The organism is Pseudomonas putida (assembly GCA_029953615.1).
In the GTDB taxonomy this organism is placed as follows: domain Bacteria; phylum Pseudomonadota; class Gammaproteobacteria; order Pseudomonadales; family Pseudomonadaceae; genus Aquipseudomonas.
This window is the reverse complement of record CP124529.1, coordinates 795082-810397: the sequence shown is the minus strand read 5'-3', so window position 1 is coordinate 810397 and position 15316 is coordinate 795082. Positions and strand designations below refer to the sequence as shown.

The 15316-nt window shown below is 64.0% G+C and carries 7 protein-coding genes; 3 read left to right on the top strand and 4 right to left on the bottom strand.

The features are described 5' to 3' along the window. The gene (locus tag QIY50_03745) at nt 1-8580 is read left to right on the top strand and encodes an amino acid adenylation domain-containing protein (protein ID WGV21385.1); all 8580 of its coding nucleotides are present in this window, start codon (nt 1-3) and stop codon (nt 8578-8580) included. Nucleotides 8581-8787: 207 nt separating this feature from the next. Here QIY50_03745 and QIY50_03740 read toward each other — a convergent pair whose 3' ends face one another. Together QIY50_03740 and QIY50_03735 are read right to left on the bottom strand one after the other, a co-directional pair. Then, on the bottom strand, nt 8788-11247 hold the full coding sequence (locus QIY50_03740; protein WGV21384.1) for a TonB-dependent siderophore receptor: 2460 nt from the start codon (nt 11245-11247) through the stop codon (nt 8788-8790). A 127-nt stretch (nt 11248-11374) separates the two neighbouring features. Continuing rightward, nucleotides 11375-12235, bottom strand: a complete 861-nt coding sequence (locus QIY50_03735; GenBank protein WGV21383.1) for a formylglycine-generating enzyme family protein — start codon at nt 12233-12235, stop codon at nt 11375-11377. Between the two features lie 359 nt (nt 12236-12594). Here QIY50_03735 and QIY50_03730 point away from each other — a divergent pair, with 359 nt between their 5' ends. Together QIY50_03730 and QIY50_03725 are read left to right on the top strand one after the other, a co-directional pair. Next, entirely contained in the window at nt 12595-12759 is a 165-nt protein-coding gene (locus tag QIY50_03730) for a hypothetical protein (protein ID WGV21382.1), read from the top strand. Nucleotides 12760-12876: 117 nt separating this feature from the next. Beyond that, entirely contained in the window at nt 12877-13758 is an 882-nt protein-coding gene (locus QIY50_03725; protein ID WGV21381.1) for a DMT family transporter, read from the top strand. A gap of 3 nt (nt 13759-13761) precedes the next feature. On the opposite strand, the gene QIY50_03720 is transcribed toward QIY50_03725, so the two are convergent. Together QIY50_03720 and QIY50_03715 are read right to left on the bottom strand one after the other, a co-directional pair. Further along, a complete protein-coding gene (locus QIY50_03720; GenBank protein ID WGV21380.1) occupies nt 13762-14220 on the bottom strand; it encodes a DUF4265 domain-containing protein in 459 nt (152 codons plus the stop codon). Nucleotides 14221-14232: 12 nt separating this feature from the next. Further along, the gene (locus tag QIY50_03715; protein ID WGV21379.1) at nt 14233-15108 is read right to left on the bottom strand and encodes a DMT family transporter; all 876 of its coding nucleotides are present in this window, start codon (nt 15106-15108) and stop codon (nt 14233-14235) included. Nucleotides 15109-15316: the final 208 nt, after the last annotated feature.

The following is a 15316-nucleotide window of genomic DNA, read 5'->3' as shown; positions in this document are numbered from 1 at the left end:
ATGCACACGGACAACAGAAACGCAGACCTGGTTTATCGCTTTATCCGTCTGCCCCTGGCGCAGCAGAAGCTGTTTCTCGAAAAACTGGCGTCCAAGGGCGTCACGCTCGCGCAACTGCCCATCCCGGTGGCCAGGCACGATGTCGAGCGCCCTGTGCTGTCCTATGCCCAGCAACGCCAGTGGTTTCTCTGGCAACTGGAGCCCACTGGCTCGGCCTACAACATTCCGACCGCGCTCAGGTTCAGGGGGCCGCTCGACCTGGCAGCCCTGCAGCGCAGCTTCGCGACGCTGATCCAGCGTCATGAAGCCTTGCGCACGACCATTGCCGAGGAAGATGGCCAGCTGATGCAAGTCATCCACCCGGACCAGCCTTTCCAGCTGGCCCGCCAGGCCTTGGGGGCCGTGGAGGAGCAGGTCTTGCAGGCGCAGGTCGCGCTTGAGGTCCAGCAGCCGTTCGATCTGGTCCATGGGCCGCTGCTGCGGGTGAAACTGCTGGAACTGGCGCAGGACGAGCACGTGCTGGTGCTCACCTTGCACCATATCGTCGCCGATGGCTGGTCGATACCCTTGCTCATCGATGAGTGGGTGCAGCTTTATGAGGGCTATAGCCAAGGTCGGGAGGTGGCGCTGGCCGAACTGCCGATCCAGTACGCCGATTATGCGATCTGGCAGCGTGCCTGGATGGACGCCGGCGAGCGTGAGCGTCAGCTGGCGTACTGGATTGAGCAGCTGGGCGACGACCACCCGGTGCTGGAACTGACCACCGACAGGCCACGCCCGGCGTTGCAAAGCTACCAGGGGGAGCGGATCGACATTGACCTGGGCGAAGCGTTGAGCCTGTCACTCAAACAGCTGGCGCAGCAACAGGGGGCGACACCCTTCATGCTGCTGCTGGCGAGTTTCCAGGTACTGTTGCACCGCTACTCCGGGCAGGCCGATGTGCGCGTGGGCGTGCCCATCGCCAACCGTAACCGTGTAGAAACCGAGCGGCTGATCGGCTTTTTCGTCAATACCCAGGTGATGCGTGCCGAGTTCGACACGCAGCTGACCTTCACCGAGTTGTTGGCGCAGGTCCGGCAACGGGCTTTGGGCGCGCAGGTGCATCAGGACCTGCCATTCGAACAGCTGGTCGATGCCTTGCAGCCTGAACGCAGCCTGAGCCACAGCCCGTTGTTCCAGGTGATGTACAACCACCAGACCCGGGGCAAGGGCGAGCGCCGCAGCTTGCCCGGCCTGGAGGTGGAGAGCCTGCAATGGAACGTGCACGCGGCGCAGTTCGACCTCACGCTGGACAGCTTCGAACATGAGCAGGGCATCAGCGCCACGCTGACCTTTGCAACCGACCTGTTCGATGCCTCGACCATACAGCAGATGGCGCGGCACTGGCTGAACCTGCTACATGGCATCGTCGCCAACCCCGGCCAGCGAGTGGCTGAGCTGCCATTGCTGGATGACGGGGATCGGCAGCAGATCGTGCATGGCTGGAATGCCACGCAAGCCGATTACCCAGGCGAAACCAGGATCCACCAGCTGATCGAGGCCCAAGTGTTCGCCACCCCGGACGCCCCGGCGCTGGTGTTTGGCGAACAGACCCTGAACTATGCCGAGCTCAACCGCCGTAGCAATCAGCTGGCGCACAAGCTGCGCGAGCAGGGCGTGGGCCCGGACGTGCTGGTGGGCATCGCCATGGAGCGCAGCCTGGAGATGGTCGTCGGCCTGCTGGGTATTCTGAAGGCCGGCGGCGCCTATGTGCCGCTGGACCCGGAATATCCACAGGACCGTCTGAGCTACATGTTCGAGGACAGCGGCATCGCCTTGCTGCTGACCCAGTCGCACCTGCATAAAACCCTGCCGATCCCGGCCGGCCTGCGCAGCCTGGACCTGGACACCGAGAACCTTGGCGGCTACAGCGAGGCCAACCCGAATGTCGACGTGGCGCCGCTGAACCTCGCCTACGTGATCTACACCTCCGGCTCCACCGGTCGCCCGAAAGGTGCTGGCAACAGCCATCAGGCGCTGGTCAACCGCCTGTGGTGGATGCAGAAGGCGTACGGCCTGGACTCCAGCGACAGCGTGCTGCAGAAGACCCCGTTCAGCTTCGACGTGTCGGTGTGGGAGTTCTTCTGGCCGCTGATGACTGGCGCGCGCCTGGTCATGGCCCAGCCCGGTGCGCACCGCGACCCGCAGCTGCTGGTGGAATGCATCAACCATTACGGCATCAGCACGCTGCACTTCGTGCCGTCGATGCTGCAGGCGTTCATGACCCACGAAGCGGTCGAAAGCTGCGTCAGCCTCAAGCGCGTGGTGTGCAGCGGTGAAGCGCTGCCGGCCGAACTGGCCCGGCAGACCCTGCAGCGCCTGCCGGCGGCGGGCCTGTACAACCTGTATGGCCCGACCGAAGCGGCGATCGACGTGACCCACTGGACCTGCCAGCCGGACGAACGCATCAGCGTGCCGATCGGTCAGCCGATCGACAACCTCAAGACCCATATCCTCGAAGGCAGCCTGCAACCGGCGGTACGCGGCAGTGCCGGCGAGCTGTACCTAGGTGGCGTGGGCCTGGCCCGTGGTTACCACCAGCGCCCGGCGCTGACTGCCGAACGCTTCGTACCAGACCCGTTCAGCGACAACGGCGGCCGCCTGTACCGCACCGGTGACCTGGCGCGCTACCGCGCCGATGGGGTGATCGACTACGCGGGGCGTATCGACCACCAGGTGAAGATCCGCGGCCTGCGCATCGAGTTGGGCGAGATCGAGGCACGCTTGCTGGAACTGCCGACTGTGCAGGAGGCCGTGGTGCTGGCGCAGGACGGTCCAAGCGGCAAGCAGCTGGTGGGCTATGTGGTGCCTGCCGACAGCACGCAAGACGAAGGCGCATTGCGCGACAGCCTGCGCGAAGCGCTCAAGGCCGGTTTGCCGGACTACATGGTACCGGCGCACTTGCTGCTGCTCGGCAAGCTGCCAGTGACGCCGAACGGCAAGCTGGACCGCAAGGCCCTGCCGCAGGCGGATGCCAGCCAGTTGCAGGGCGAGTACATCGCGCCGCAGAGCGATCTGGAACAGCAGATCGCGGCGATCTGGGCGGATGTGCTGAAGCTGGAGAAGGTTGGCCTGACCGACAACTTCTTCGAACTGGGCGGCGATTCGATCATTTCGTTACAGGTGGTCAGCCGTGCACGCCAGGTAGATATCCAGTTCACCCCCAAGGAGCTGCTGCAGCATCAGACCGTGCAGGGGCTGGCCTCGGTTGCCCGGCGCAGCGAAGCTCAAGCGCTGGAGCAGGGCGTGGTCACCGGGCCCCTGCCACTTGTTCCGGTGCAACACTGGTTCTTCGAACAAGCGCTTGCGGTACGTGACCACTGGAACCAGTCGGTGCTGCTCGAGCCTGGTGAGGCACTGGATGCGCACCTGTTGGGCCTGGCACTGGGCAACCTGCACGCCCATCACGACCTGCTGCGGCTCAATGCCTGGCAGAGTGCCGGGCGCTGGCAGGCCGCGATCGGCGCGCCGGTATCGACCGAGCTGCTGTGGGTACGCGAATGCGTTGATACCGAGGCGCTGGAGCGCTTGGCTGATCAGGCCCAGCGCAGCCTGAACCTGGCTCAGGGGCCACTGTTACGCGCCGTGCTGGCAACGCTGGCAGACGGCAGCCAGCGGCTGCTGCTGGTCATTCATCATCTGGTGGTCGATGGCGTGTCATGGCGGATCCTGCTAGAAGACCTGCAACAGGCCTACCAGGCGCTTGCCCTCGGGCAGCCGCTGAAGCTGCCGGCCAAGACCAGCGCGTTCAAGGTATGGGCCGAACGGCTGCAGGCCTATGCCACCAGCCAGGCGCTGGAACATGAACTGCACTACTGGTGTGATCAACTGCACGGCGCCAGCGATGCTTTGCCTTGCGATCATCCTCAGGGCGAAAACCGGCAGAAGCATGCAACGTCGGTCAGCACTCGCCTGGACCCGCTCTGGACCCGCAAGCTGTTGCAGCAGGCACCGGCAGCCTATCGCACGCAGATCAACGACCTGTTGTTGACGGCATTGGCCCGTGTGGTCAGCCGTTGGACCGCGCAGCCGCAGGTACTGGTACGCCTGGAAGGCCATGGCCGCGAAGACCTCTTCGACGGTATCGACCTGAGCCGCACAGTGGGTTGGTTCACCAGCATGTACCCGGTCAACCTCAGCCCTCAGCCCGAGCTGGCCAGCTCGATCAAGACCATCAAGGAGCAACTGCGAGCGGTGCCCCACAAGGGCCTTGGCTATGGTGTGCTGCGTTACCTGGGGGCTGGTGAAGCTCGGCAGATGTTGGCGGCGCTGGCCCAGGGGTCGATCATCTTCAACTACCTGGGGCAGTTCGATGGCAGCTTCGATCAGCAGGCCGGCCTGTTCAAACCGGCCAGCGAGAATGCCGGGCTGAACCAGGATAAGGACGCGCCATTAAGCGGCCTGCTGGCGCTCAATGGCCAAGTGTACGGCGGCGAGCTGATAATGGGCTGGACGTTCAGCCGTGAAGTCTTCGATACCTCGACCATCCAGCACCTGGCCGATGCCTATGCAGAAGAACTCAAGGCCTTGATCAACCATTGCAGCCAGGATGACACCCAAGGCCTCACGCCATCGGACTTCCCCTTGGCCCGTCTGAACCAGGCGCAACTGGACGACCTGCCGGTACCTGCTGCTCAGATTGCCGACATCTACCCGTTGTCGCCGATGCAACAGGGCATGCTGTTCCATACCCTGCAGGAGAGCGACGCGGCGCTGTACATAAACCAGACTGCGGTCGATGTGCACGGCCTGGACATCGACCGCTTCGTCGCGGCCTGGAACCAGGTGATCGCCAGCCACGACATCCTGCGCACGGTCTTCCTGTCATCGGCCCGGTGGGCGGAGCCCTTGCAGGTGGTGCAGCGTCAGGCCAGCCTGCCGCTGCGCGTGCTCGACTGGCGTGGGCGTGAGGTGACCAGCGACGCCTTGCAGGCGCTGGCAGCCGAGGAGGCCGCCGAAGGCTTCGACCTGGCGTGTGCCCCCCTTATGCGCCTGACACTGGTTCGAGTGGATGAGCAACGCCTGCACCTGATCTGGTCGCGCCACCACATCCTCATGGATGGCTGGAGCAATTCACGGTTGCTGGGCGAGGTGTTGCAGGTTTATCACGGCCGGTCTGCCAGCCATGCGGGGGGGCGCTACGGTGACTACATCCGTTGGCTCGCCGAGCAGCCGATGGGCAAGCTGGAGCAGTTCTGGAGCGAGAAGCTGCGTGCCCTGGAGGGACCGACGCTGTTGGCCGACAGTGTAGCGCCGCAGGCGGACGGCAAGCTTGTCGGGCACCATGCGCTGTATCTGCATTGGGATGCGCAGCGCACGCAACACCTGCGTGACCAGGCCCGGCGCCTGAGGGTCACGCCCAATACCCTGGTCCAGGCCACCTGGCTGTTGCTGCTGCAACGCTACACCGGCCAGGCCAGCGTGTGCTTCGGCGCCACAGTGGCCGGGCGCCCCAGCAGCCTGGCTGGTGCAGGCGAGATGCTGGGGCTGTTCATCAACACGCTACCGGTGGTGCAGGCGCCGCAACCCCAGCACATTGTCAGTGACTGGCTGCACCAGCTGCAGCACTACAACCTGGAGTTGCGCGATCACGAGCATGCAGCGCTGGCCGATGTGCAACGCTGGGCAGGGCGGCCAGGGCAAGCGCTGTTCGACAGCATTGTGGTGTTCGAGAACTACCCGGTTGACGACCGCCTGCGCGAGGGCGGCGGCGGAACGTTGCGCTTTGGCGAAGTACGTAACCGCGACGTCACCAACTATGCCATGGACCTGGCCGTTCAATTGGGCGAAACCTTTTCGGTAGAGTTCCTGTACCTGCGCAATCGCTTTACCGAAGCCGCTGTCGAATGCCTGCGCGGCAGTTTCGAAAGCCTGCTGAGTGCCATGCTGGACAATCCCCAGGCCACGCTGGGCAGCCTGGGCATGCTGACGCAGGCACAGGCAAGGCACGCCGACCTGCGCAACCAGCTTGCGGCACCTGGGCGCGAGCAGCCGCTGCTCGCCGAGCGTATCGCCGGGCATGCCCGTGAGCGTGGCGAGGCCATGGCGGTCGTCTGCGGCGGCCAGCAGTTGACCTATGCCCAGCTGGACGCGCGTGCCAACCGCCTTGCCCACCACCTGATCGCGCAGGGCGTGCGCCCGGAAAGCTGCGTGGGCATTGCCCTGGAGCGGTCGGTGGAGGTGATCGTGGCCTTCCTGGCAGTGATGAAGACCGGCGCAGCTTATGTGCCGCTGGATATCGACTACCCACAAGAGCGCTTGCAGTGGATTGTCGAGGACTCGGCAATGCACCTGCTGGTCACCAGCAGCGGCCTGCGCCAGCGCTTTACCCAGGTAGCACGGTGCGTCGAGCTCGACCAGCAAGCGCTGGACCATCTGCCTGCAACCGCACCCGAACAGCGCGCGTGCGCGGATAACCTGGCTTATCTGATCTACACGTCTGGTTCCACCGGCAAGCCCAAAGGTGTGGCGGTGAGCCACGGCCAGATTTGCATGCACTGCCAGGCTATCGGCGGGCTGTATGAGATGGACCTGCAGACCCGCGAGCTGCTGTTCATGTCGTTCGCCTTCGACGGGGCGCAGGAACGCTGGCTGTCGACGTTGTCCTCGGGTGGTTGCCTGGTGGTGCGAGACAACCGGCTGTGGACGGCAGAAGAAACCTGGCAGACCTTGCATGCCCAGCGCATCGACATCGCCTGCTTCCCGCCGGCCTACCTGCAACAGTTGGCCGAATTCGCCGATAGCCAGCAGCAGCCCGCACCAGCGGTGCGGGTGTACTGCTTTGGCGGCGATGCGGTACCAGACGCCCTGTTCGAGCACGTCAAGCGTACGCTGCGCCCGCGCTGGTTGACCAACGGCTATGGGCCGACGGAAACCGTGGTTACGCCTCTGCTGTGGAAAGTGCCAGTGCAACGAACCTGTGAGGCTGTGTACGCGCCGATCGGCGACCGCGTGGGCGAGCGCACGTTGCACGTGCTGGACCAGCACCTCAACCCGCTGCCCGATGGTGTGGCCGGTGAGCTTTACATCGGCGGAGAGGGCGTGGCGCGTGGCTATCACCAGCGGGCCGCACTCACGGCCGAGCGCTTCGTGGCCGACCCGTTTGCCACGGGTGGCCGTCTGTACCGCACCGGTGACCGGGTGCGTCGCCGCGCCGATGGCGTCATCGACTTCCTCGGGCGGCTGGACAACCAGCTGAAGATTCGAGGGTTCCGCATCGAGCCGGGAGAAATCGAGGCACGCCTGCGCAACCTGGCTGGCGTGCGCGATGCCGTGGTGGTGGCGCGTGACATCAGCACGGGCAAGCAACTGATCGGCTACGTGGTAACGGACAATGCCGATACCCGCGCCGAGCAATTACGTGATGCCCTGCGCGCCGACCTGCCGGATCACATGGTGCCGGCACAGCTTGTACTGATGCCGGCGCTGCCGCTCACCCCCAATGGCAAGATCGACCGCAATGGCCTGCCGGCACCCGAGTTCGCCGCAGGCCGGGCATGGGTTGCCCCGCGTAATGCCATCGAGCAGGCGCTTGCAGCGATCTGGCAGGAAGTGCTGCAAGTCGAGCAGGTGGGTGTCGATGACAACTTCTTCGAACTGGGTGGTGACTCGCTGCGCGTGCTTAAGATGCTGTCCAAGGTCCGCGCCCGCGAGGATTTACCTATCGAACTGAAACTGCGTGATGTGATTGCCCGGCCGACCATCGCCGAGTTATCGGGTTATGCCCCCGACGATGCCAGCCTGGACCCACTGTTGTTGCTGAACAGCCGAGTGGGCGCGAGTACGCCGCTGTTCTGCCTGCATGCCGGGTTTGGCACGGTGTTCGATTACGAGCCATTGGCGCGCCGGCTGGAAGGCCGTTGCACGGTTTATGGCCTGCAATGCCGGATGCTGCTGGATCACGCCTGGGTGGATGATTCGCTGGAAACGATGGCTATCGATTACGCACAGTACATCCGGCAGAAGCAACCCGAAGGGCCTTATCAGCTGGCAGGTTGGTCGCTGGGCGGCACCCTGGCGGTGTTGGTGGCCAAGGAGTTGGAAAGCCAGGGGCAGCGGGTTGCAGTGCTGGCCTTGGTGGACAGCTTCGTACCCTCGGCCAGGCAAGCCGTGCAGGAAAGTGACTGGAGCGCCGATCTGCGTGGCTTCCTGGCGGTGATTCTCGGGGTTTCGGCCGATGCACTGGTGCTGCCGATCGTGCCCGCCGGCAGTACTCAGGATGCCCTGGAGCGCGTGATCGAAACGGTTCGGGCCGCACAGGCTGCACAGTCCGCCTATGCCGAAATCGGCAACGCTGATCTGGCGCAGACCTTTGTCGTGGCCATGAAACTCAAGGCGCTTTCGCGTCAATTGCGTCAGCTACCGTCTACCGAGGCAGCGGCAAGTTGCTGGTGGGCGGGGGAGGGCGCGCACGCGGGGGGCATCTCGGGTAGCTGCCAGGACATTGCTGTTGATGCCGGGCACTATGACATCCTCGAACAGGTGGATGTCCTTGAGGGGATGATTGCCAGGCTGTTGCTGGCAGATACGATCAGCCCGTAAACCTGTTCACTCTTGAGGAGCGGCCTTGTGTCGCGAAAGGGCCGCAACGCGGCCCCGGGGGCTCAGCAGTGATGCAGGAATTGCCGGGGCTGCCTTGCAGCCCTTTCGCGACACAAGGCCGCTCCTACAACGGATCGCGTACCGACGCGAAGACCATGCAGGCATGAAAAAGGCGACCTCCAGGGTCGCCTTTTTTCGTTCTGCTGATCAGAAATCGTAGCGCAGGTTCAGCGTCGCGTTTCTCGGCGCGCCATAGTGGCCATAATTGCCGGCCAGGCCTGCGTAGTACTTCTTGTCGAACAGGTTGTCCACGTTCAGCGTGGCGGCCAGGTGCTCGCTGATCTTGTAGCGGGCCATCAGGCTGGCCACGGCGTAGTCTTCCTGGGTAATGCGCGTGTTGTAGCGGGTGGCCAGGGATTGCTTGGAATTCCAGTTGACCCCTCCACCAACAGTCAGACGCTCCCATTCGCCAGGCAGGCGGTAGGTAGTCCACAGGCGGAAGGTATCCAGCGGCAATTGCGACGTCAGGCGAGTGCCATTGGCATCTTCCGTGCGTGAGTGGCTGTAACCGGTATGAACTTCCAGCCCGCGAGCCACTTCGCCGGACAGTTCAAGATCGATACCCTTGGTTTCGGCGCCGCTGACCGCGCGGTAAGCGGTGGAGTTAGGTACGCCCGGTACGCTGAAGCCGGTGTCTTCCTCTGCAAGGTTGTCGCGCTTGATGAGGTAGATCGCGGCGTTGGCATTCAGGCGGCCATCGTAGAACTCACCTTTCCAGCCCATTTCATAGTTCTGCCCGATCACAGGGTCCAGCACCTTGCCGGTACGGTCGCGGCTGGTCTGGGGCTTGAAGATATCGGTGTAGCTGGCGTACACCGATTGCTCATCGGTCAGGTCATAGATCAGGCCGGCGTACGGTGTTACCTCTCCGTGCTCCTTCAGTTGCGTGGGATTGCCGATGCCAGTGGTCAACACTACCTGGTTAGAGTCCGAACGGTAATTTGTGGTACGGGCACCGAGAATCATGTGCAGGTCATCGGTGAAATTGAGCCGGGTGGCAATGAAGTAACCGGTCTGGCGGATATTCAGGTCGTAGTCAAGCAGTGGTGAATAATTGCCAGGTTGTGGTATGCGGTTGCCCCAGGTGTAGAAGTTGAAAGTGGCTTCTCCCGCTGTCCCGGTGAAGTGGTTGTTCTCGTAATCCATGTAGTCGAAGCCGGTCACCAGTTCGTGGGTCTGGCCAAACAACTCGAAGGGCCCTTGCAGCGTAATGTTCATGCCCCGCTGAACCTGGTGGGCATCGACTTGCAGCAGGTCGGACTTGGCGTTGCCGGTGGCTTGATCGAGGGTAGATACGCCCGCACCGGTGCGGTAGAACGCCGACAGCGAGTCGCGATCGACATCCATGTAGTTGCCGGCCACTTTCAACTGCCAACCATTGCCTAACTCCTGGTCCAGGCCGAAGGAGTAGTTCTTGGTGGTGTAGTCTTCATACATCCAGCGCGGCCCGGAACTGGTCGAGCGGGAGAAGTTGGTGGGCTGGCCATTGCTGAAAAACAGCGGCACACCTGGCGCGCCATTGGCGTCGTAGGTCTGGTAGTCCATGCCGAAGCGCACGGTGGTGGTATCGGTCAGGTCTGCTTCGAGCACGCCGTAGACCAGGTCACGGTCCTGGCTGTACCAGTCCATGTAGCTCTGGTTGCTCTGCTTGGCAGCCACCAGGCGGCCACGCAGTTTGCCGCTTTCGATCAGCGGGCCGGACACGTCGGCCTCGGTGCGATAGTAGTCCCACGAGCCCACACCGGCCTGCACATACGACTGGAATTCACGCGTGGGGCGTTTGCGTACCATGTTGACCACACCGTTGGGCTCGCCCGCACCGGTCATCAGGCCAGTGGCACCGCGGACGATCTCGATGCGGTCGAACATGGCCATGTCCATCAGGGTGTTGGGCATGTTGCGCGTCAGGTAGTCCTGCGTAGTGTTCACGCCATCGAGTTGGTAGGTGCTGATTTCCGAACCGCGCGAATAGATGTGGAAGCGCTCGCCACCGTCCTGGGACATGGTGATGCCCGGGTTTTGCTTCAGCACGTCGGTAATGGTCGCCAGGTGCTGGTCGTCCATTTGCTGGCGGGTGATGACGCTGATGCTTTGCGGTGTTTCGCGTATCGACAGGTTCATGCGGGTGGCCGTGCTGGTCACGCCGGTGGTATAGGAACCCGTGCCTTCGGTAGTGGCCCCCAGGCCCACGCTATTGACGTTGGTCGCCGAAAGCTCGACCTGGCCATCCTTTGCGGCTGAACCCGCTGTTACCGTCACGGTGTTGCCGTCGATCTGATAACGCAGCCCGCTGCCACCCAGCAGGATGCGCAGGGACGAAGCGAGGTCGTGGCGCCCCTTGAGTGCGGAGGAGCGCAGGCCACCGATATCTTCCGGGCTATACAGCAACTGGGTATCGGTCTGCCTGGCCAGTGCCTGCAACGCCGAGTTCATCGACTGCGCGGGAATATCCAGTGTCCACTCCTGTGCCTGCACCTGGGCAACCATCGCAGCGGATATCGCCAGGCCCAGGCCGATGCGTGTGAACGCACGCTGGGGACGAAGGGAATGACGGATCAGTAATGCTTTGGCAAGCGGGTTGAGCGGGCCGGGCAAGGACTTGGACATCTGGTGCGGTCTCGTTGGCAGAGGGGTTTTTTTCTATGTCAGCTATAGGACGCAGCACCTGTGAAAAACCGGAACGATTCTTATTGGCGATTTTTTTAGCCGGTGCTGCGTTAACCGCGTCACAACTTCACAGTTCGCGTGCTACGCGAAAGCCGAGGAAGTCACCGCGGGTGGTCTTGAGGCGGTCGTTGCGGTTGGCCGAGCGGGAAAAGATCGGCGGCTCGCCCCAGTCGTTGCCGCGCATGTGCGCGCGGATGCACGTGGGGTCCTGGATCCAGGCGCTGCCGTCGGTGGGGGCGCCTTCGTAGCTGTCGTGGTAGCAGTCGGCGACCCATTCGTAGACGTTGCCGTGCATGTCGTACATGCCAAAGGCATTGGGCGGGTAGCTGCCCACCGGGGCGGTGAAGGTGTAGCCATCCCTTGGGCCATAGGTATTGGCGTGCTTGCTGATCTCGTACTTGCCGGGTTCGTCGAAAGGGAAGGGGAACGGGCCGGTCGAGCCGCCGCGGGCGGCGTATTCGCGCTCGGCTTCGCTGACCATGCGGTAGGGCTTGCCGGTGGTTTTCGCCAGCCATCGGGTGTAGGCCTGCACTTCGTCGTAGTCGACGCACACCGCTGGTTGGCGGGGGCCCTGCTTGTAGCTGGGCTTGCTGGCTTCGCACCAGCGGCCTGGGCGGTCGTCGCCGCTCTTGATGACGGTGCCGGTGGCCTTGATGTAGGCGTCCAGCTCGCCGGCGGTGACCTGGTAGCGGCTCATGGCGAAGGGCTTGGCGAAGGTCACGGTGTGCAACGGGCCCTCGTCGGGCTGGCGGCCGACTTCGTCGTCGGGGGCACCCATCACGTAGCTGCCGGCGGGCAGCACGACCATCTCGGGGCAGTCCTTGCAGTCTTTGAACACGTCGCCGGGCTTGGCGGCGTGGGCGTAGGCGCTGACCAGCAGCAGGCAGGTGATCTGGGCTGGCCGGTGGAGCCAGGCGGATACGTTCATCGGTGATCCTCGAAACGGGTGAATGCGGGCTGCGTTTCGCATTCAGACGAATCGGGGTGGTGAGAAATTAACCAATACAGACGCGGCCCCTATGGTCGCGGCTGGCTTGCTCAAAAACTCGAAGGTTGCATAAACCCCTGTGGGAGCGGGCGTGCCCGCGAAGCAGGCGACACGGTGTATGGCACCGGCTTCGCCGGTGTTCGCGGGCGCGCCCGCTCCCACAGGGATCGCGGAAGCTTCGAGATTGAGCAGGACAGTTGCCCCACGGTGATATGCGCCAGGTTGAGTTTGGGGAGGTTGCCAGCTGCTTGGCACCGGGCTATAGTCCAGCCCACTGTTCTCTTCCCGAAGACCTGTTCATGCCAGCCAGCCCTTCCACCACACACTTTGCCGTCGCGCCAGTCGCGGGCATGGTCGTGCGTGGCTGCCAGCAGCCGGCGATGATCAGTCACTATCCACCACCACCTGTCAGTGGCGTCGTAGGCGGCGTAGCTCCGCCTCCTTGCGTGGTCGTGCTGGGCTGATCGGCTTCTGGCCGCACCCCTTCGCACACGCAACCTACTGAACACGGTCGGCGACTTTCTACGCTGAAGCGCACGCCGTCCGTCTGGCTTATTCGCCTTATATTCAGGTGGCAATACATGTCTGTCCTTAGCAAAGCATCCGTGGCCTCGGCGGCCACTACCAGCCTGTTCGTCCTGCTGTGGAGCAGCGGGGCGATCGTTTCCAAGCTGGGCCTGGCGCATGCCAGCCCGTTCGCCTTCCTGCTGTTGCGCTCGGCGCTGGCCCTGGCCGGCCTGCTGCTGATCGGCCCGTTGCTGGGGCTGCGCTGGCCGCGCAGTCGCGGGGCCATCCTGCGGGCCCTGGGCACCGGCTGCGTGTTGCTTGGCGCCTATCAGATCTTCTACCTGCTGGCGCTCGCCACCCATGTCACACCCGGCGTGATGGCCACGGTGATGGGGGTGCAACCGATCCTGACCGTGGTGCTGATGGAGCGCCAGCGCTCCTGGAGCCGCTTGTTCGGCCTGGGCTTGGGGCTTGGCGGGTTGATCATGGTGGTCTACCAGGGCATCAACCTGGGCGGGGTGTCGCTGGCGGGGATGCTGTTCGCCTTGCTGGCGTTGGCCAGCATGACCTTCGGCTCGATCCTGCAGAAACGCATCACCGACAACCCCATGGGCACGCTGCCTTTGCAATATCTGGCCGGCTTTGCCATGTGCGCGCTGTTCGCGCCGCTGCAGCCGCTGCAGGTGGAGTGGACGGGTGGTTTCGTCGGCGCGCTGCTGTGGATGGGGCTGGTGGTCTCGCTGCTGGCGACCCTGCTGCTGTACCGGCTGATCGCCAAGGGTAACCTGGTCAATGTCACCAGCCTGTTCTACCTGGTGCCGGCAGTGACCGCGGTGATGGACCTGCTGATCTTCGGCAACCGCCTGGCGCCGCTCAGCCTGCTGGGCATGGGGCTGATCGTGGTGGGCCTGCTGTTCGTGTTCCGCAAGCCCGCCGCGCGCCTGGCCGAGGCGTAGACCCTAGCGGAACTCTTCGGGGATGGCGTGGCGCAGTACGCCTTCCTCGAAGTCCAGCAGGCCGGCTTCGCGCTGGGTGAGCAGGTAGTAGAGCAAGGTGTCGAGCGAGCGCTGCGGCGGGACCTCGACCGCCAGCATCTTCACTGCCTGCTCGGTTTCGCAGTTGCAGCCGAAGTCGTGCAAGGCCGCGCGCACCTGGTCCAGGGTTTCCGGGGGCTTGACGATAACCCGGAACACCGAGCTGCCGCTGCTGTGGCGCAGTTCGGTAAACCAGGTTTCGCCGGCTTCCTCACGGGTACCGATCACATCGCCCGGGGCGATACCGTAGACATGGAAGGGAATATTGTCGACGGCATGGCCGCCTTCCACGGCCTTGGCCCACAGGCCTTCGACCGAGGCCGGCGGGTAACCGTTTTCATCCTGCTCCAGGCGGAACAGCACCTTTTTGTACGCGTCGTTCATCGTGTACCCGCTTCAGCTGCGTGCCGGGCGCAGCACCAGCCACAATGCCAGGCCAATCAGCAGGCCGCCGTACAGGTGCGCCATCGACAACGGTTCGTCCAGCAACCACGCCCCCCACAATACGCCGAATACCGGGATCAGGAAGGTCACGGTGCTGGCCTTGACCGGGCCGATCTCCTCCAGCAGGCGGAAGTACAGAATGTAGGCGAACGCTGTGCACAGCAGGCCCAGGCCCAGCAGCGACAGCCACACCTGCCAGCCGCCCCAGCTGGCCGGTGGCTGGCTTAGTGCGCTCCAGGCGAACAGCGGGCTCAGCATCAGGGTGGCGCCGAGCATGCTGCCCAGTGCCGACAGGCGGCTGTCCAGGCCGCTGACCCAGCGGCGGGCAAGGAAGCCGGCAAAGCCGTAGCAGGTGGTGGCCGCCAGGCAGGCGAGGGCGCCTTGCAGCAATGCCAGGTCCAGGGCCACCGGGCCGGCGCCGCTGAGGATGCCGACGCCGAACAGGCCCAGGAAGATGCCGCAGAGCTTGGCCAGGGTCATCGGTTCGCGGAAGAACAGCGCGCCGACCAGTACGCCCATCAGCGGCGTGGTGGCGTTGAAGATTGCCGAGTAGCCGGCAGGCAGTACCTGGGCGGCCACGGAGTAGAAGGTGGCGGGGATGCCGGAGTTGATCATGCCCAGCACCAGGCAGGCCCCGAGCTTGCCCTTGAAATCCCAGCGCACGCGGGCGGCGGCGAGCAGCGCGATCAGGCCGAGGCAGGCGATGGACACGCGGAAGAATGCCGTCGGCACCGTGCCCAGCTCGGGGGCGATAATGCGCATGAACAGGAAACTCGCCCCCCAGACGGCGGCAAGGGTCAGCAGGCGGGCTAGGGCGATGGGGCTCACAGCGGTCTCCGGAGGCGGGGCAGGGGCGCGAGTGTACGTCAGGGGGGCTGGGGATTCTTGTGCTTTCTTGCGGTGTAAACCAGTGCTGGCCTCTTCGCGGGCATGCCCGCTCCCACAGGTTCTCTGCAATGCTCGGCACTGTGGTAATCCTGTGGGAGCGGGCGAGCCCGCGAAGAGGCCGGCACAGGCTCCGCAAAAACCAAGAGGC

Bases quoted from the DNA above. Each gene is read 5' to 3' on its own strand.
- QIY50_03740 (WGV21384.1), bottom strand. From the start codon at position 11,247: ATGTCCAAGTCCTTGCCCGGCCCGCTCAACCCGCTTGCCAAAGCATTA.
- QIY50_03720 (WGV21380.1), bottom strand. From the start codon at position 14,220: ATGAACGACGCGTACAAAAAGGTGCTGTTCCGCCTGGAGCAGGATGAA.
- QIY50_03735 (WGV21383.1), bottom strand. From the start codon at position 12,235: ATGAACGTATCCGCCTGGCTCCACCGGCCAGCCCAGATCACCTGCCTG.
- QIY50_03725 (WGV21381.1), top strand. From the start codon at position 12,877: ATGTCTGTCCTTAGCAAAGCATCCGTGGCCTCGGCGGCCACTACCAGC.
- QIY50_03730 (WGV21382.1), top strand. From the start codon at position 12,595: ATGCCAGCCAGCCCTTCCACCACACACTTTGCCGTCGCGCCAGTCGCG.
- QIY50_03745 (WGV21385.1), top strand. From the start codon at position 1: ATGCACACGGACAACAGAAACGCAGACCTGGTTTATCGCTTTATCCGT.